This window comes from Sandarakinorhabdus sp. FBCC-B8862, from assembly GCF_059745315.1.
The window spans coordinates 572,425-589,662 of the sequence record NZ_CM185574.1; the positions used below are offsets into that span (position 1 = coordinate 572,425).

At 65.6% G+C, this 17,238-nt stretch carries 21 protein-coding genes; 6 read left to right on the forward strand and 15 right to left on the reverse strand.

Translation table 11 applies throughout. From position 1 onward, the window contains the following. Nucleotides 1–79 precede the first annotated feature (79 nt). The 4 genes from AC6BOR_RS02755 to AC6BOR_RS02770 are packed head-to-tail and all read right to left on the reverse strand — an operon-like array spanning nucleotide 80 to nucleotide 3,540. Nucleotides 80–463, reverse strand: a complete 384-nt coding sequence (locus AC6BOR_RS02755; RefSeq protein WP_498059691.1) for a hypothetical protein — start codon at nucleotides 461–463, stop codon at nucleotides 80–82. Beyond that, nucleotides 460–1,320, reverse strand: coding sequence for a TraB/GumN family protein (locus AC6BOR_RS02760; RefSeq protein ID WP_498059692.1), 861 nt, complete (start codon nucleotides 1,318–1,320; stop codon nucleotides 460–462). The genes AC6BOR_RS02755 and AC6BOR_RS02760 overlap by 4 nt, the downstream gene beginning before the upstream one ends. Before the next feature lie 49 nt (nucleotides 1,321–1,369). Further along, entirely contained in the window at nucleotides 1,370–2,893 is a 1,524-nt protein-coding gene (locus AC6BOR_RS02765) for an acyl-CoA synthetase (RefSeq protein WP_498059693.1), read from the reverse strand. An 11-nt stretch (nucleotides 2,894–2,904) separates the two neighbouring features. Next, nucleotides 2,905–3,540, reverse strand: a complete 636-nt coding sequence (locus tag AC6BOR_RS02770) for a Pr6Pr family membrane protein (RefSeq protein ID WP_498059694.1) — start codon at nucleotides 3,538–3,540, stop codon at nucleotides 2,905–2,907. Nucleotides 3,541–3,633: 93 nt separating this feature from the next. On the opposite strand from AC6BOR_RS02770, the gene AC6BOR_RS02775 reads away from it, so the two are divergent. Both AC6BOR_RS02775 and AC6BOR_RS02780 read left to right on the forward strand, forming a co-directional pair. After that, the gene (locus AC6BOR_RS02775; RefSeq protein WP_498059695.1) at nucleotides 3,634–5,739 is read left to right on the forward strand and encodes a molybdopterin dinucleotide binding domain-containing protein; all 2,106 of its coding nucleotides are present in this window, start codon (nucleotides 3,634–3,636) and stop codon (nucleotides 5,737–5,739) included. A gap of 11 nt (nucleotides 5,740–5,750) precedes the next feature. Continuing rightward, nucleotides 5,751–6,077 carry a DUF6481 family protein gene (locus AC6BOR_RS02780; RefSeq protein WP_498059696.1) on the forward strand — a complete coding sequence of 109 codons (327 nt, stop codon included), beginning with the start codon at nucleotides 5,751–5,753 and terminating at the stop codon, nucleotides 6,075–6,077. Between the two features lie 4 nt (nucleotides 6,078–6,081). On the opposite strand, the gene AC6BOR_RS02785 is transcribed toward AC6BOR_RS02780, so the two are convergent. The 6 genes from AC6BOR_RS02785 to petA all read right to left on the reverse strand — a co-directional run bounded on the left by AC6BOR_RS02785 (nucleotide 6,082) and on the right by petA (nucleotide 11,191). Continuing rightward, nucleotides 6,082–6,309, reverse strand: a complete 228-nt coding sequence (locus tag AC6BOR_RS02785) for a hypothetical protein (RefSeq protein ID WP_498059697.1) — start codon at nucleotides 6,307–6,309, stop codon at nucleotides 6,082–6,084. Further along, nucleotides 6,306–7,736, reverse strand: a complete 1,431-nt coding sequence (locus AC6BOR_RS02790) for a radical SAM protein (RefSeq protein ID WP_498059698.1) — start codon at nucleotides 7,734–7,736, stop codon at nucleotides 6,306–6,308. Before AC6BOR_RS02790 ends, AC6BOR_RS02785 begins: the two co-directional genes overlap by 4 nt. Continuing rightward, nucleotides 7,714–8,409: a prolipoprotein diacylglyceryl transferase family protein gene (locus AC6BOR_RS02795; RefSeq protein ID WP_498059699.1), complete on the reverse strand. Its 696-nt coding sequence runs from the start codon at nucleotides 8,407–8,409 to the stop codon at nucleotides 7,714–7,716. Before AC6BOR_RS02795 ends, AC6BOR_RS02790 begins: the two co-directional genes overlap by 23 nt. A gap of 77 nt (nucleotides 8,410–8,486) precedes the next feature. After that, nucleotides 8,487–9,308, reverse strand: coding sequence for a cytochrome c1 (locus tag AC6BOR_RS02800; RefSeq protein ID WP_498059700.1), 822 nt, complete (start codon nucleotides 9,306–9,308; stop codon nucleotides 8,487–8,489). Nucleotides 9,309–9,320: 12 nt separating this feature from the next. After that, a complete protein-coding gene (locus AC6BOR_RS02805; RefSeq protein WP_498059701.1) occupies nucleotides 9,321–10,613 on the reverse strand; it encodes a cytochrome b in 1,293 nt (430 codons plus the stop codon). An 11-nt stretch (nucleotides 10,614–10,624) separates the two neighbouring features. Next, nucleotides 10,625–11,191 (reverse strand): ubiquinol-cytochrome c reductase iron-sulfur subunit, encoded by a 567-nt coding sequence (gene petA / locus AC6BOR_RS02810; RefSeq protein WP_498059702.1) that lies wholly within the window; start codon nucleotides 11,189–11,191, stop codon nucleotides 10,625–10,627. 215 nt (nucleotides 11,192–11,406) lie between these two features. Here petA and hemF point away from each other — a divergent pair, with 215 nt between their 5' ends. Continuing rightward, the gene (gene hemF, locus AC6BOR_RS02815) at nucleotides 11,407–12,261 is read left to right on the forward strand and encodes an oxygen-dependent coproporphyrinogen oxidase (protein WP_498059703.1); all 855 of its coding nucleotides are present in this window, start codon (nucleotides 11,407–11,409) and stop codon (nucleotides 12,259–12,261) included. Further along, nucleotides 12,258–12,842, forward strand: a complete 585-nt coding sequence (locus AC6BOR_RS02820; protein ID WP_498059704.1) for a GNAT family N-acetyltransferase — start codon at nucleotides 12,258–12,260, stop codon at nucleotides 12,840–12,842. Before hemF ends, AC6BOR_RS02820 begins: the two co-directional genes overlap by 4 nt. Here the strand turns inward: AC6BOR_RS02820 and AC6BOR_RS02825 are convergent. The 4 genes from AC6BOR_RS02825 to AC6BOR_RS02840 form a co-directional block, all read right to left on the reverse strand. Continuing rightward, nucleotides 12,835–13,488: a hypothetical protein gene (locus AC6BOR_RS02825; RefSeq protein ID WP_498059705.1), complete on the reverse strand. Its 654-nt coding sequence runs from the start codon at nucleotides 13,486–13,488 to the stop codon at nucleotides 12,835–12,837. The genes AC6BOR_RS02820 and AC6BOR_RS02825 overlap by 8 nt on opposite strands. Nucleotides 13,489–13,556: 68 nt before the next feature. Beyond that, entirely contained in the window at nucleotides 13,557–13,889 is a 333-nt protein-coding gene (grxD, locus tag AC6BOR_RS02830; RefSeq protein ID WP_094474855.1) for a Grx4 family monothiol glutaredoxin, read from the reverse strand. Nucleotides 13,890–13,915: 26 nt separating this feature from the next. Continuing rightward, the gene (locus AC6BOR_RS02835; RefSeq protein ID WP_086116522.1) at nucleotides 13,916–14,146 is read right to left on the reverse strand and encodes a BolA/IbaG family iron-sulfur metabolism protein; all 231 of its coding nucleotides are present in this window, start codon (nucleotides 14,144–14,146) and stop codon (nucleotides 13,916–13,918) included. Further along, nucleotides 14,146–14,463 carry a DUF1476 domain-containing protein gene (locus tag AC6BOR_RS02840; RefSeq protein ID WP_086116523.1) on the reverse strand — a complete coding sequence of 106 codons (318 nt, stop codon included), beginning with the start codon at nucleotides 14,461–14,463 and terminating at the stop codon, nucleotides 14,146–14,148. The genes AC6BOR_RS02835 and AC6BOR_RS02840 overlap by 1 nt, the downstream gene beginning before the upstream one ends. Nucleotides 14,464–14,620: 157 nt before the next feature. Between AC6BOR_RS02840 and purC the strand changes: the two genes are divergently transcribed. Beyond that, the gene (gene purC, locus AC6BOR_RS02845) at nucleotides 14,621–15,415 is read left to right on the forward strand and encodes a phosphoribosylaminoimidazolesuccinocarboxamide synthase (protein ID WP_086116524.1); all 795 of its coding nucleotides are present in this window, start codon (nucleotides 14,621–14,623) and stop codon (nucleotides 15,413–15,415) included. Between the two features lie 3 nt (nucleotides 15,416–15,418). On the opposite strand, the gene AC6BOR_RS02850 is transcribed toward purC, so the two are convergent. Continuing rightward, on the reverse strand, nucleotides 15,419–16,639 hold the full coding sequence (locus AC6BOR_RS02850; protein ID WP_498059706.1) for an MFS transporter: 1,221 nt from the start codon (nucleotides 16,637–16,639) through the stop codon (nucleotides 15,419–15,421). A 68-nt stretch (nucleotides 16,640–16,707) separates the two neighbouring features. Between AC6BOR_RS02850 and AC6BOR_RS02855 the strand changes: the two genes are divergently transcribed. After that, nucleotides 16,708–17,217, forward strand: coding sequence for a GNAT family N-acetyltransferase (locus tag AC6BOR_RS02855; protein ID WP_498059707.1), 510 nt, complete (start codon nucleotides 16,708–16,710; stop codon nucleotides 17,215–17,217). The last annotated feature ends 21 nt before the right edge of the window (nucleotides 17,218–17,238 follow it).

The window sequence follows — 17,238 nt, forward strand, 5'->3', positions numbered from 1 at the left end:
GAAAATGGCGGTGGCCGTGTGAAGCGGCGCGCATAGGCGATCAGGCCCGCTTTGGCAAGCGGCCATCAGGGTTCGGGCCTCAGGGTTCTGGATTGTCGGTGAAGCTTTCGATCTTCAGCGCGCCGGCCTCTTCGCGCAGCACGAACAGCTCCGAAACCGGGCCTTTCTCATATCTTGCGGCCCAGGCCAGTGTGGTGCGACCATCCTCGGCCGTGATGCCCGCCAGTTCGCCACCCAGATAACGGCCATGCCGTTCGATCAGATTGCCGAATGCCCGCGCCGTGCCGATGCCGGGGCGCAGCGCCCGCGCATCGCTCGTCAACATGGTGTCGATGGCCGCCCAGTCCCCGGCATTGAGCGCTGTGTGGAAGCGGTCCACCACCCCGTGCGCCGCCTTCTCGTCGGCGGCGGAGCAGGCGCTGACCAGCACGGCGAGCGCAATCGGGGCCAGCCAGCGCCTCATTCCACCCGCTTCACCTTGAACCCGCGCGCTTCCAAAAGAGCAATCAGGCCATCCGGGCCAGCCATATGGGCGGCGCCCACGGCCATGAAATGCCGCCCCGGCTGCTTGAGTGCGGTCTGCGCCCAATCTGCCCAGGCCGTGTTGCGGCGCTTGAACAGCGCCTCGTACATGGCGGGCGACAGGCTGGCGTCGTCAAAGTCCTTGAGGATCCGGTCCACCTCACCCGCTTCCCAGGCCTTCACCAGCGACTGCATCTGCCCCGCAGCGTCCTGGGCATCACCAACGGCGGAGGCCAGGAGCAGATTCTGATCAGCCTGGGGCAGCTTGTCGAACAGGCCGAGCTGGCCCTCCACCGTTTCAAGGCCGATCAGCTTGCGGCCGGCCGCACGCGCCTTGGCCACCAGCGTCACATCCACCCCGGCCGATGGATCGAGCCCGGCGCGGCCCATTTCCACCTGCAAAAGGGTGATGGCAGCAAACCAGCTCTTCATCCGGTCAAACGCCGCCAGCGGCAAGCCGGATCGTTGCAGCAGGGCCTGCAGCTTGGGCTGCACATCGGCCGGCACACGGGCCAGAACCGGATCAGGCGCCGGCAGCATCGCCATCTGCATCAATGGGCCAGCCATGGCCTTGGGATCTTCGGGGAACACCACCTCGACCACCAGATCATCAGCCTCGGCAAAGGCCTTGGCAGCGGCCGGGCTGAGCCAATCCTGCCCCTTGGGCAGCGCATGCACCGTGCCATAGATGGTGATGCTGCGATCCCCATCGCCCACCTGCCACATCGCCGGCACGGCAAATGCCGGCACCGCCAACAACAGCAGGGCGAACGTGAACAGGCGGCGCAGCAGGATCATTGCGCATCCTTAGCAGCCGGGGCGGCGGCAGCAACGGCGGTGTTGCGCCTCATCCGGCCTTCGCCCAATATTCGTCCTTCAACAGCCGCTTGTAGAGCTTGCCGGTGTCATGGCGCGGCAGTTGGCTCCGAAAATCGATGCGCTTGGGGCATTTCACATGGCTCAGCCGGCTGCGCACATAATCGAGCAGTTCGGCCTCCAGATCGGGACCGGCCTTCGCCATGTCGCGCGGCTGCACCACGGCATGCACAGCCTCCCCCATCACCTCGTCGGGAATGCCGAACACCGCAACATCGGCCACTTCCGGATGCGAAATCAGCGTATTCTCAGCCTCTTGCGGATAGACGTTCACGCCGCCCGAAATGATCATGAACGCCTGGCGATCGGTGAGGAACAGATAGCCATCCTCGTCCACCCGGCCGATGTCGCCAAAGGTGGCGCCGTGCTCGGTCATCACGCTCGCCGTCTTTTCCGGATCGTTGTGATAGGAAAAGCTGCTGCCGCCGTGGAAGAAGATGCGGCCAACCTGGTTGGGCCCCAGCCGGTTGCCGTCGTCATCCAAGATGCGGATTTCGCCCAGGATCGATTTGCCGACGCTGCCCGGTCGCGCCAGCCATTCCTGCGGGGAGATGGCGGTGAAGCCGGCCCCTTCGGTCGCGCTGTAATATTCATAGATCACCGGGCCCCACCAGGCGATCATGGCGTGCTTCACATCCACCGGGCAGGGCGCCGCGGCATGGATGGCGACCTTCATGGACGACAGGTCATAACGGCTGCGCACATCGTCGGGCAGCTTCAGCATGCGCACGAACATCGTCGGCACCAGCTGGCTGTGGGTGATGCGATACTGCTCGACCAGCCGCAGATAGGCTTCCGGGTCGAACTTCTCCATCACCACGACGGTGCCGCCAAATTTGTGCACGCTCATGCAATAGCGCAGCGGCGCGGCGTGATAGAGCGGTGCGGGCGACAGATACATCATCCCCGGCCCGAACTGATACAGCATGGCGACCATGCCGCTCAGCGCATCCACCTGATCGATCGGCCCTTCCGGCAGCGCGCCGCGCACGCCCTTGGGCCGGCCAGTGGTGCCGCTGGAATAGAGCATGTCGCGGCCGCTGCTTTCATCGGCAATGCGGGTGGTGGGCAGGCCGGCGATCGCGTCCTTCAGCGCGGTGCAGCCCGGTGCGCCGGCGCCGGTGCACAGGCGCGCGGCCGGAGCCAGACCGGGGGTCGCCGCCACCGCAACCTCGGCCAGCGCTGGGGAGCAGAAGATCGCCTTGGCGCCGGAATCGGTGACGATATAGCCGGCTTCGTCCGCCGTCAGCTTGGTGGACATGGCGACAAAGATGAGGCCGGCGCGCTGGGCGGCCCAGCAGATGGGAAGAAACGCCATCTCGTTCAGCATCAGGATTGCGATGCTGTCACCGCGCTGCAGGCCAAGGCCACGCAGCAGATGGGCAATGCGGTTGGATTCCGCCTCAAGTCCGGCATAGGTCAGCACCTCGCCGCTGCCGGCCATGATGATCGCCGGCGTATCAGGCTGGGCGGCGGCGTGGTGGAACGGATGCATCTGGTCTCCCCTCAACGGATGCGCGGTCGGCCGCGCTGGTCCCACCCTATGGCGGCGGCCATCAGCACGGCAAACAGCGCGGCAAAGCCGGCAATGTTCAATATCACCTGGTTCCAGCCCAACAGGCTGACATCGATGAAGAAATAGGCATATTTCCCGGTGACGCCGCCGCGCCACAGCGACCAGCCGCAATAGAGCAGCGGCACCGGCAGCACCGCCCAGACATGCCCCCAGCCCAGGCGCCGGCGCGGGCGCAGCGTGAGCCACCACAGCGGCCACAGGATCGGCGCTGCAATGTGGAACACATGGTCGATCAGTTCGCGCAGCAGGGTCGGCGGATGGTTCAGCCCGGCCAGCAACGTGTTGTACACCCCGCCCACCACCAGGATGAACACCGTGCTCGCCGCCAGCACCGCCGGATGGCCCGGCCCGCGCGCCCGGCCGATCAGCCCGCACCAACCCGCCACCATTGCAACGATGCCGTTGGACCAAATGGTGAAATAGCCGAACAGGCCGCCAAAGGCCTCGAACGGCCCACGGCCCTTTTCGATCATGTCGAGCGCGATCTGGCCAAACAACGCCCCGCCGGTCAGCATGGCGATGCCCGCCGCTGCCGCCCGTGCCTTGGGTTCCAGCCAATCTTCCATCGCGCCTGTTGCTACTCCATGGTTGCGCCCGCGCAAAGCCTGTCGCCATTGGGGGGTGGCCCTGATAGGCTCCCACCGGGGAGAAGCAGCATCATGCCGGTTCACACGCGCACCTGCCACATCTGCGAAGCCAATTGCGGCCTGCTGATCGAAACCAGCGGCCGGCAGGTATTGTCGATCAAGGGCGATCCCGATGACCCGATCAGCCGCGGCCATATCTGCCCCAAGGGCAATGCCATCGCCGATCTGGAGACGGATCCCGATCGGCTGACCAGCCCGATGAAGCGCGTTGGCAATCAATGGGTTCCACTGGATTGGGAGACGGCACTGGCCGAAATCGGCGCGCGTTTTGCGGCCATCAAGGCGGCCGGCGGCGCCGGGGCGCTCTATGTCGGCAACCCCACCGCCCATGATTTCGCGCTGGGCATGCAGACCGGCGCGCTGAAGAAGGCGCTGGGGGTGCGCGGGGTCTATTCCGCCTCCACCGTGGACCAGATGCCCCACCAGCTGGCGCAATATTTCCTCTATGGTCACAATGCCTTGTTCCCGATTCCGGATATCGAGCGCACGCAGCATCTGGTGATCCTGGGCGGCAATCCGCTGGCATCGAACGGCAGCGTGTGGACGGTGCCCGACGTGAAGCGCCGCATTGCCGAGATGCAGGCCCGCGGCGGCCGGCTGACGGTGATCGATCCCCGGCGCAGCGAAACGGCCGGTGTGGCCGATGCCCATCATTTCATCCGGCCGGGCAGCGATCCGGCGCTGCTGATCGGCCTGTTGCTGGCGCTGGACGAGGCGGGCCTCGTCAACCCCGGCCGGCTGGCACCGATGCTGGAGGGCTGGGATGTGGCATGGGCGGCGCTGCGGCGCTTTTCCGTGGCCGATCTGGCCCGCGCCTGTGGCTGGTCCGTGGCCGAAATCCGCGCGCTGGCGGCCGAAATCGGCAATGGCGTGCCCACCGCCGTTTATGGCCGCATCGGCGTGTCCACCGCGCCGTTCGGCACGCTGGCGCATTGGCTGATCAACCTGATCAACATCGCTTGCGGAAATCTTGATCGGCCAGGCGGCGTGATGTTCTCCACCCCGGCCGTCGATGTCGCCGGCAGTTCCGGCCCTGGCAGCCACGGCCGCTTCCACAGCCGGGTGAGCGGCCATCCCGAAGTGATGGGCGAATTCCCCGCCGTCAGCCTGGCCGAGGAGATTGCGACGCCCGGCGAGGGTCAGGTGAAGGCGCTGGTGGTGATTGCCGGCAATCCGGTGCTGTCGGTCCCCGATGGCGGCGCGCTTGATGCCGCGCTTTCCGGGCTGGAGCTGATGGTGTCGATCGATCCGCACATCACTGCCACCTCGGCCCACGCCCATTATATCCTGCCGCCCTGCGCAGCCCTGGCCAAGGATCATTATCCGCTGCTGCTGGCGCCCATCGCGTTTCGCAACTTCGCCAAATTCTCGCCCGCGCTGTGGGAACCGCTGCCGGGCCAGAAGCAGGATTGGCAGGTGGTGGCGGCGCTGGCCCAGGCCATCGGCGCGGCGCAGGGGCTGAACATGCCGCCGCCGGTCAACCCGCGCGAGCAGCTGGACCGCATGCTGCAGAAGGGCCCGCATGGCCTGAGCCTGGCCGCGGTGGCCGCCCACCCGCACGGGCTTGATCTGGGCGCCCACAGCCCGCGCCTGCCGGATCGGCTGGCCACGCCGGGCAAGACCCTCCGCTGCGCCCCCGAACCGTTGATCGCCGATCTCACAGGCCGCTTTGCCGCCTGGCTGGCCCGCCAACCCGAAACCGGCCTCACCCTCATCGGCCGGCGCCATATCCGCAGCAACAACAGCTGGCTGGGCAATGCCCCGCGCCTCGCCAAGGGGCCGGACAAGTGCATATTGCTGGTCAACCCCACCGACGCCGCCGCCCATGGCATCAGTGATGGCGACCTGGTGCGGATCAGCAGCGATGCCGGCAGTGTGGAGGCCCCGGCGCGGGTGACGGACGAGATCATGGCCGGTGTCGTCTCCCTGCCCCATGGCTTTGGCCATGGCCGGCCCGGCGTGCGGCTGGGCGTCGCCGTGCAGCGGCCGGGGGTGAGCCACAATGACCTGACGTCGCGGGCGCGCATCGATGTGCTGTCGGGCACGGCGGCGCTGGTGGGCACACCGGTCAGGATCGCGCCCGCCTTCGCAGTTGCGACAACAGCCGCGACCGGCTAAAGCACCGCCATATGTTCAAACTCCCCGATCACAAAGACCGCGCCAAGACCGCCGCCGAAGCCCGGAAGGCCAAGCTGGAAAAATTCAAGGCCGCCGCACCGAGCGAGGAAGCCATCGCCGCCGCCAAGGCCCGCGCCGAAAAGCGCGCCCAGAAGGAAGCCGAAGCCAAGGCCGCCCGCGCCGAGCGCGCCCGCAAACTGGCCGAGGAAAAGGCTGCCAAGGAAGCCCAGCGCGAGAAGCAGGCCGAACAGGCCCGCCTGGAAGCCATTGCCCGCGAAGCCGCCCAGAAGGCCGCCCGCGACGCCCGCTATGCGGCGCGCAAGCAGCGCGTGAAGTAAGGCGTCACGGCTCGCGGGTGAGGCGCCGGCCCACCGCAAACAGCAACACGCCAGCGCCGAACGGCACGCCGCCAAACACGCTGACCATGCCAATCATGCCCAGCACATCCTGGGCGCCATTCTGGTTGGATTCGAACAGCGTCATGCCCAGGAACCAGGCGGAACAGAGGCCGCTGGTCAGGCAGATCAGCACGCCGGCCGCCAGCAGCAGCCCGCCGAGCAATGCTCTCATGGCACCTGCTCCATTCCAGCCCTCGCCCGCTTGAGTTGCCCCGCCCCTTCGGCGCCGGGGCGATAGAAGCTGTTGTAGGTATCGAACGGGATGATCTGTCCATCGGGCGTGAGGAAATGCACGCAGCTGCGCTTCACCGTGCCCAGATCGAAGTTGTAGCGATCAAGGAACTGCAGGATCACCACCCGGAAGCTGTTGGCATAGCCCAGGTCCTGCGGCACCAGCCCCTGCGGCAGGCAGCACAGCACGGATGCCAGCTTTTCTTCGGTGTTGCACTGGCTGGTGGCGAGGCTGAGCAGGTTGAAGATCGCCTCGCGCAGCGCCGGATAGGCTTCGTAACTGATGGTGTTGGGGCCGTTGAGGATCAGCTCGCGCGGCAAGAGGCTGGTGATCGGCGTCACGCGCTCGCCATCGCGCAGGCCATAGCCGATGCAGATCTGATCCGGGTTGCAGGGCAGCGGGATCATGTCATCAGCGGCGAACACCCCGGCCTTCACCACCTCCCGCCGGATATGGCTGAGCAGCACGCGGTTGGCCTTGGCATCAAAGCCCTCGTTGCGCCCGGCATCCTGCACCGGCTGGAAGGTGACGCCGCGCACGCAACGCCACTTGAGCGCGTGGCGCACGATGGCGGCCACCTCCTTATCATTCACGCCACGCTTCACCACCGCGACGAGCGTGGTTGACAGGCCGACCCGCTCCAGCGCCTCCAGCGCTGCCTGCCGGATGCGCGCCAGCCGGGCGCCGCGCAGGTTGATCAGCGCCTCATCGTTCAGGCTGTCGAACTGCAGATACACCTCCAGCCGGGGGGCATAGCTGGCCAGCCGCGCCACGAAAGCCGGATCCTGCGCGATGCGCACGCCGTTGGTGTTGATCATCACATGGCGGATCGGCCGGCGCTTCACAGCGTCCAGTATCTCGAAGAATTGCGGGTGGATGGTGGGTTCGCCGCCCGAAATCTGCAGCAGGTCGGGCTCGCCCTCGCTGGCGACCAGCGCGTCGAGCATCGCCTCGATCTCGGCCAGCGGGCGGTGGCTGCCGTGCACATCGGCGGCATCGGCAAAGCACACCGGGCAGGCGAGGTTGCAAGCCTGGTTGATCTCCATGATGGCGAGGCAGCTGTGCTGTTCATGATCCGGGCACAGGCCGCAATCATGGGGGCAGCCGGCTTCGGTGCGGGTCTGCGCTGTCAGCGGCCGGTCGCCGGGTTTCAGCCAGTCCTTCTGCGCCCGCCAATAGGCCAGATCATCGCTGATCAGGGTTTTCTGCACCCCATGCTCGCGGCAGCGCTTGAGATAATAGACCTGATCATCCTCGATGATGACCTTGGCCGGCACCACGGCGAGGCAGGTTTCGCACAGGCTGCTGGTCTGGCTGTGGAAGATATAGGGCGCGGCCTTGCGCTCAGAGACGTCGGCTGCGGGCAATCCAGACAAGAGCATAAATGGCCAGCCCGATCATCAACAGGTGGAAGAGGTTAAGCGAGAAGATCAGGCTTGGATAGGGCTTGAGGAACTCCCAGACAAAGCGCTGGCCGGCATAGGCCAGCACGAAGGCATGAAAGCCGTGCTGCACCGCCCATGGCGGCCCCCGGCGCAAGGCGGCGAGATAGGCCAACAGGAACAGCAGCATGGCCAGCGATTCATAGGCCTGCACCGGATGGCGGGCGATGCCGTCGCCCAGATCAACACCCCACGGCAGGCCGGTGGGAATGCCAAAGGTGGCATCGGGCAGGCCGGCAAACAGGCAGCCCCAGCGGCCGACAATGATGCCGAGGCACAAGGGCACCACAAACGGGCCGCCGGTCGAGCCGCGCACGCCATGCCGCCATTTCCACAGCTCCACCCCGGCAATCGCCCCGGCCAGCGCCCCGGCAATGCTGTGCGATGGCGCCCTGAGGTTGAGCGAGCCGAACAGCCAGGCGCCGGCAACCGCGCCCAGCGCCAGGCTGAGGAAATAGCCGGGCGTGGTGCGGGCGGCGAGCGCCTCCACCGCCGGGCGGCGGCGACGATAGACCCAGCGCCCGCCAATGGCCGCTGCCATCCACGCGGCCGCATCGCCAACATGGTGCCACAGGGGATCGGTGGGGACGACAATCACCGCCGCAGCCTATCGCCAAGTGAAAAGGGCGGCCATCCTGCCGGATGACCGACCTTCGCGTTGCTTGGCGCTGAAAATCAGGCCGGCTTTTTGATGTCCGCCCAGACCTTGCGGTAGGACAGATAGCCAAGACCGGTCATGATGATCAGGAACAGGATCGCGGCAACGCCGGTTTCCTTGCGGTTTTCCAGCTTGGGCTCTGCGGTCCAGGTCAGGAAGGTCGCCACGTCCTTGGCATATTGGTCAACGGTTGCCGGGGTGCCATCGGTGTAGGTCACCTGGCCGTCGGCCGAGAGCGGCGGCGGCATGGCGATGTTGATGCTGTGGAAATAGGGGTTGTAGTAGGACGTCTCCGGCTTCACCCAGCCCTTCGGAATGTCATCGGAATAACCGGTGAGCAGCGAGTAGACATAGTTGGTGCCGTCGTGACGGGCCTTGGTCATCAGCGACAGATCCGGCGGGTTGGCGCCGTTCTGCGCCGCGCGGGCGGCCTGTTCGTTCGGATAGACCAGCGGGAAGCGGTCAGCCGGGGTGCCCTTGCGGGTGGTCGGCTCGCCATTGTTGTCGAGCGCCGGCATTTCATATTCCGCGGCGATGGCTTTGATCTGGGCTTCGGTGAAGCCAAGGTCAGCCAGGTCGCGGAAGGCAACGCGGTGGATGGAGTGGCAGGCCGAGCAGACTTCCTTGTAGATCTGGAAGCCGCGCTGCAGCTGGGCCCGGTCAAAGGTGCCGAACACCCCCAGGTTGCCCGGGCCGTTGTGGGCCCAGACCATCTGCTTGGGATGCTTGTGCAGCTCCTCGGTCATGTTGGGTGCTTCCGCTTCACGCGGTTGCACCGCGCCCCACAGGACGTTCAGCACGAACAACAGGCCAACAGCGAGTGCGCCGAGACGGATCATGGTTCGGTCTCCTTATTCGGCCGGCTGGGCCACGGGGGCCGCGCCACCCTTGCCGTACTTGGCCAGCACCGCATCCGAGATGGAACCGGGCAGCGGCTTGGTCTTCTCCAGCTTGGAGACGATCGGCATGATGATGAGGAAGTGGGCGAAATAATAGGCGGTCAGCACCTGGCTGATGCGCACCCAGGGTTCATGCGCCGGCTTGCCGCCGCACACGCCCAGCGCCAGAGCCACCACCACGAACACCCAGAACAGGATGCGGCTGAGCGGGCGATAATTGTTCGACCGCACCGGTGACTGATCGAGCCAGGGCAGCAGGAACAGGAGCAGGATGGAGGCGAACATCGCCAGCACGCCCCACAACTTGGCCGGCACGCCCAGGAAGTCGGTCGTGAAGGAGCGCAGGATGGCGTAGAACGGCCAGAAATACCATTCCGGAACGATCAGCGCCGGCGTGGAAAGCGGGTTGGCCGGGATATAATTGTCCGGCTCGCCCAGGCTGTTCGGCATGAAGAACACGAAGGCCGAGAAGACGATTAGATAGACGCCGAGGCCGACGAAATCCTTCGCGGTGTAATAGGGGTGGAACGGCACGGTGTCCGCTTCCGTCTTCACATCCAGGCCGGTCGGGTTGTTCGAACCGGGGATGTGCAGCGCCCACACGTGCAGCACGATCACGCCGAAGATGACGAACGGCAGCAGATAGTGCAGCGAGAAGAAGCGGTTGAGCGTGGCATTGTCCGGCGAGAAGCCGCCGAGCAGCAGCGTCTGGATATAGGTGCCGACAACCGGGAAGGCTGAGAACAGGCCGGTGATGACCTGGGCGCCCCAGAAGCTCATCTGGCCCCAGACCAGCACATAGCCCATGAAGGCCGTGGCCATCATCAGCAGGAAGATGACGAGGCCGAGCATCCAGATCATTTCGCGCGGCGGCTTGTAGGAGCCGTAATAAAGGCCGCGGAAGATGTGGATATAGACGACGCCGAAGAAGAAGCTGGCGCCGACGGCGTGCATGTAGCGGATCATCCAGCCGCCGTTGACGTCGCGCATGATATGCTCGACCGAGTCAAAGGCGACGCCGGTGTTGGCGGCATAATGCATGGCCAGCACCACGCCGGTGATGATCTGGATCACCAGCGCCACGCCGGCGAGCACGCCGAAGTTATAGAAAGCATTGAGGTTCTTGGGCGTGGGATAGCCCGGCCCCAATGCGCCGAAGATGAAACGGGGCAGCGGCAGCCGCTCGTCCATCCACTTGCCGACGGCCGAAGTCGGCTGATATTGCTTGGCCCAGGGAAAGCTCATGGTCCTTGTCCTCAGCCGATGGTCACCGACGTGGGCGACTTGAAGGTGTAGGGCGGCACTTCCAGATTCTTGGGTGCCGGGCCTTTGCGGATGCGGGCCGCGGTATCGTAGTGCGAACCGTGGCAGGGGCAGAAATAGCCGCCGAAATCACCGCGGGCCTCGCCTTCGGCAGCACCCAGCGGCACGCAGCCGAGGTGGGTGCACACGCCCAGCGTGATCAGCCACTGCTCATTGCCGGGCTTGGTGCGGTCTTCCAGCTTGGCGGGATCGCGCAGCGTGGCGACATCCACCTTCTTGGCTTCGGCGATTTCCGCTGCCGTCAGATGACGGGCGAAAATCGGCTTGCCGCGCCAGCTGGTCTTGATCGCCTGGCCTTCCTGAACGGCCGACAGGTCAAGATCGATGGAGGCCAGCGCCAGCACGTCGGCCGACGGGTTCATCTGGTTGACCAGGCTCCAGGCCACCGGCACGACACCGGCACCGGCAAAGGCCGCCGTGGCGACATAGAGAAAATCGCGACGGCGCTCGCCGCCGGGGGTGAGATCATCGGCAGCCGCCTGCCGCACTTCGCTAGCCATTTCGTCCCTTCCGAAAATGGGTGCAAGGCGGCGGAACACGAGGATCCACCGCAGCGGGCACCGGATAGACAAGCCTATGCCGCAACGCAACGGACAAAACGGCCCATGCCCCCGGACATATTGGCGCGGAGATGACAAGAGAGTCACATTTGCCCCGCATGTCTGCCGCCGTGGGGGGTTTCGCGCGCGGCAAAGCCGGTCTAGAGGCGTGAACCATGATCGAGCTTGATGAGCAGCAGCTGGCCGCACAGGCCTGGTTCCGGTCCCTCAGGGACAATATCTGGGCGATGCTGGAACAGCTGGAGGATGAATCCACCTTGCCCGGCAAGGCGGGCCGCTTTGAAAAACGGGTCTGGCAGCGCACCGATCATGGCGGCGGCGATGGCGGCGGCGGCGAGATGGGCATCATGACCGGCCGGCTGTTTGAAAAGGCCGGGGTCAACATCTCCACCGTCTATGGCCAGTTCAACCCGGATTTCGCCAAGCAGATCAACGGCGCTGCCGAGGATCCGCGCTTCTTTGCCACCGGCATCAGCCTGGTGATCCACCCGGCCAACCCGCTGGTGCCGGCCGTGCACATGAATACCCGAATGCTGGTCACCACCAAGCGCTGGTTTGGCGGCGGCGTCGATCTGAACCCCGCCCTGCCCGATGCGGCCGAAACCGCGACCTTCCACGCCGCCGTGAAGGCCACCTGCGACCGGCACAATCCCGACTATTACCCGGCCCATTCCAAGTGGGCGGAGGAGTATTTCTGGGTGCCGCACCGCAACCGCCACCGCGGCGTGGGCGGCATTTTCTATGATCATCTCAACAGCGGTGATTGGGCGGCCGATTTTGCCTACACTCAAGATGTTGGCCGCTGTTTCCTCGAAACCTATCCCCGCCTGGTGCGCGAGAAGATGCATCGGCCGTTCAGCGAGGCGGAGCGCATCGCGCAGCTGAAGTATCGCGGCCTCTATGCCGAGTTCAACCTCGTCTATGACCGGGGCACGACCTTTGGCCTGAAAACCGGCGGCAACACCGATGCCATCCTGATGAGCCTGCCGCCGCTCGCCATCTGGGAATGAGCATCACGATTGTGCCCAAGGGGCAGTTGGCGACCATCGTCACCTGCCTTGAGATGCGGGCGCGGCCGGCCCCGGCGCTGCCGGCGCGATCGGCCCTCAAGCTGCTGCGCTGGCCGGCGCCGGTTGATCTGGCGGCCTATCGCGCCCTGTTCCGCCGCATCGGCGCGCCCTGGCTGTGGCGCGGGAGATTGGTGCTGGATGATGCCGAGCTGAACGCCGCGCTGAATGGCGACACGTGCGAGGTGCATGTCGCCACCCGCCGCGATGGCACGGCCATGGGCTTGGTCGAGCTGGATTTTTCGGAAAGCCGTGTGTGCGAGATCGTCTATTTCGGGCTGGAACCCGGCATGACCGGGCGTGGCCATGGCCGCTGGTTGATGGACCATGCGCTGCGGCTGGCCTGGCGCGATGGGATCGAGCGTGTGTGGCTGCACACCTGCGATCTCGATCATCCGGCGGCGTTGGCCTTTTATCAACGGGCGGGATTCACGCCCTATGAACGCTGGGTCGAAACCTATCCCGATCCGCGCGTTGACGGCACCTATGCCGACAATCCGGCACCGCAGGTGCCGGTCATCTGACCAGCCTCTGGCAGGCGATGGCCGAGGCGACGCCAAAGCCGATGGTGGTGAAACAGGTGCCGATGCCCGGCAGCAGCAGGTGAACAAAGCGGCCGAGGCTGGCAAGGCCGGCGAGTTTCAACACCGAGTCGATCGCCGAACCGGCAATTTCCGCCATCAGGCCGATGCCGATGATGGCAAACACGCCGATCACCACAAAAATCGCCAGCTGCAGGCTGTCAGCTTCGGTCATCCGCCAGCTGTCACGCACGGCATCAATGGGGCTGCCGCGCCGCGCCGCCAGCAGGGCGCCCGGCAGGAAAGCCAGCCGGGCAAACAGCCAGATCCCCGGCAGGATCACCACCAGGAAACCCAGCCCCACCGGCAGCGACACCAGCAGCTGGGCCATCACGAAGGCCGGCCACACGGCAAAGGCGGTGGCAAGCGCCGCGCGCGGGGTGGTGCCGGGCTGCAGCACCATGGCGGCGGCGGCCAACTGGCCCACGGCGCCGACCAGGCTGGGCACAGCCAGCTGCCAGAACAGCTGCGACCCGCTCATGTTTGTGAAGCTTTCAGGGGGCGGCGGGCCGAACAGCCCGATCGCCACGCTGACCAGCAGGGTGAAGGGCGCGACCAGGAAAAACAGCCGGTTGAGATCGGCCATCATGGCCGACCCCATTGCATCCCACAGGGCAAAAGCCGTCAGGCGAGGCACGCGGTGCCGGGCCCCCGGGTTCAGGCGGCCGGCTTGACGCCGGTTTCCGTCATAAGGGCCTGGAGTTCGCCGGCCTGGAACATTTCCATCATGATGTCGCTGCCGCCGACAAATTCGCCCTTCACATAGAGCTGCGGGATGGTCGGCCAGTCGCTAAATTCCTTGATGCCCTGGCGGATTTCCATGTCGGCCAGCACATCAACGCTTTCAAAGGCGACGTTCAGCCGTTCCAGGATGGCGACGGCGGTGGAGGAGAAGCCGCACTGCGGGAAGAAGGGCGTGCCCTTCATGAACAGCACGACATCGTTGCTGCCAACAATGCCGGCAATGCGTTCGTGGACGGGATTGGTCATTGGGGGGAATCCTTGGTTGGGCCGGTTCAGGCCGGGATCGTCGTGAGCTTCAAGGCATGGAGGACGCCCCCCATGCGCCCGCCCAGAGCATTATACACCAGCCGCTGCTGCGCAACCCGCGACAGGCCGGCGAACTGCGGCGCGGTCACCACCGCAGCATAATGATCGCCATCGCCGGCCAGATCGGTGATCTCGACACGGGCGCCGGGCAAGGCGGCAACAATCGCCGATTCGATATCGGCAGCGGCCATCGGCATCAGGCGGCTCCCGTCACCTGGACTTCGGCCTGCGCCAGCTTTTCGGCCAGCATCGCCTTGATGTCATTCTCGCCAACGCCCAGCGGCGCCAGATCACCCAGCAGCTTGGCGATGATGTCGGCGTCGCCCGGGATCTCGAGATCGGAGAGCAGCACCGACTTGGCATATTCGTCCGCCGCCTCGCCGGACTTGCCGAGCTTTTCCGCCGCCCACAGGCCGATCAGCTTGCCGCGGCGGGCCAGGATGCGGAACTTCAGCTCCTCATCATGGGCGAACTTGGTTTCAAAGGCCTTCTCGCGATCGTCAAAGCTGCTCATCTGCTTTTCCCTGGCTGGATTGGCCCTTGAGATAGTGAAGCCGGGCCGCAGGTTCAATCATTGTCTCGCCGGGGCTTTGCCGCTATGGGCACTCCCCCACGCGCCGGGGGCATGTTAGCCTGCCGGCCGATCTGCATTTCCCGCCCGGAGACTTGCCATGACCCGCCGCCGCCAGATTTATGAAGGCAAGGCCAAGATCCTCTATGAAGGCCCGGAGCCCGGCACGCTGATCCAGTATTTCAAGGACGATGCCACCGCCTTCAATGCCCAGAAGAAGGGCACGATCAGCGGCAAGGGCGTGCTGAACAACCGGATTTCGGAGCATGTGTTCACCATGCTTTCGACCATCGGCATCCCCACCCACTTCATCCGCCGCCTGAACATGCGCGAACAACTGGTTCGCCAGGTTGAGATCATCCCGATCGAAGTGGTGGTGCGCAACGTGGCCGCCGGCAGCATTTCCAAGCGCTTCGGCATCGAGGAAGGCACGATGCTGCCGCGCACGATCATCGAATATTATTACAAGGATGATTCGCTCGGCGATCCGCTGGTGACCGACGAGCATATCGCCGCCTTTGGCTGGGCCAGCCAGGAGGAGATGCACGACATCGCCGACATGGCGATCCGGGTGAATGATTTCATGGCCGGCATGTTTGCCGGGGTTGGCATCCGCCTGATTGATTTCAAGCTGGAGTTCGGCCGGCTGTTTGACGGTGACTATAGCCGCGTGATCCTGGCCGACGAGATCAGCCCCGATGGCTGCCGCCTGTGGGACATGAAGACCGGCGACAAGATGGACAAGGACCGGTTCCGCCGCGATCTGGGCGGCGAAGTTGAAGCCTATCAGGAAGTTGCGCGCCGCCTTGGCCTGCTGACCGAGGATGAATCGGCCGTGCTCGACCTGGAGGAGCACCGCAAGGCGCGCGGCAAGGACAAGCCCGCCGAGGGTTGAGCCTTACCAGCGCACCGGTTCGACCCGGCGCACCACCAGACCAAAGATCATCGTGCCGGTCGCCACGATGGCGGCCGTCACGATGAAGGCCGGGCGATAGCCGGCGGCATCGACGATGATGCCGGTCATCACCGGGCCGATGATGCCCGACAGATTGCCGAGGCTGGTCTGCACCCCCACCCAGCGGCCGGCGGTGGCCGGACCCGCCATGGTCTGGCCCATGACAAACAACAGGTTGGGCATCGGGCCATAGCCGAAACCGGTGAGCGCGATCACGGTGATCAGCATTGGCCAGCCCTGGATATCGGGCAGCAGCAGCAGGCCGACAACGCAGGTGGCGACCGCGGCGAACAGCATGCCGCGCCGCCAGGCTGAACCATCGCCCCCGGCCCGGATCGCCCGGTCGATCGCCCAGGCGCTGACGGTGCCGCCCAGGATTTGCGCGACATAGAAGACCGAGGTGAGCAGGCTCGTGTCGATGATCGAATAGCCGCGCGCCTTGACCAGCCACAGCGGCAGCCAGCCGACGATGAAATAGAGCGGGAAGGTGCCGGCCAAGTGGAGCAGCGTGATCGCCCAGAAGGACCGCTGACGCATCACGGATGCCATGGGCGCCGAGGGTTCGGGCGCAACCTCATGTTTTCCTTCGCCCTCCTCGATGCCCTTGCGCGCCAGCCACCAGGGCAGCAACCAGACCAGGGTGACGAGGCCGAAGACGATGAACATCATCTCCCACCCCCAGATGTTCATGATCCAGCCGCCGGCCAGCGTGCCGATCAGCGGCCCCAACGCGAGCCCGCCCGACAGCGAGATATTGGCCAGTCCGCGCGCGCCTTCCGGCACCCGCGCGATGAGTTTTGACCCGCACGGAAAGGCGACACCTTCGCCCAAGCCCATGAAAAGCCTGAGAATGATGAGCAAGGTGACCCCGCCGGCGACGCCGCCGATGAAGCCCATGCCGATGGTGGCCAGCGCCCAGGTCGCCACGCCCAGCGCCATCAGCAGCCGCACGCTCACCCGGTCAGCCAGCCAGCCGGCGAGCGCGAGGGCGGGCACATAGGTCCAGTAGAAGCTGGAGACGATGACGCCATAGCGTTCGTTGGTCAGACCAAACTCGTCCTTGATCAGTGGGGCCGCGACGGAAACAGCGCCCCGGTCGATATAATTCAAGGCGATGGCGGCGCCGATCAGGATGATCGCCCAGCGGAGCGGTCGAGACAGCATGAAATTCTCCCCGGCGGCACAGTGGCTTTGGGGGTGCGCGCCGTCAACAGGCCGGCCATGATGCCGGCATGATTCGCCTGATTGATCCGGAGGCCGATGCCGATCTGATCCCGCAGCTGGCGGCGATGATGGTCGCGGCGGTGGCCGGCGGTGCCTCCATCGGTTTCATGGCCGGGTTCAGCCGAGCCGAGGCCGAAGCCTGGTGGCGGGCGCGCTTTGATGCCGCGCGCGGGGCCGAACTGGCCATTTTGGTGGCCGCAGATGGCGACGGGGTGACGGGAACCGTGTCGCTGGTGCCCGCCACCATGCCCAACCAGCTGCACCGCGCCGATGTGGCGAAAATGATGGTCGCGCCGCACGCGCAGCGCCGGGGTGTGGGCGCCGCGCTGCTTGGCGCTGTGGAGGATCTTGCCCGCCGCATGGGCCGGACGACCCTCGTGCTCGACACGATCAGCGGATCGGCCGCCGCCCGGCTGTATGAACGCGGCGGCTGGGAGCGGGTGGGCGAGATCCCGGCCTATGCCCTGATGCCCGATGGCGCGATGGCGCCGACGACCTATTACACCAAGCGGCTGTGACTGGCGGCGGGCCGCCGGCTG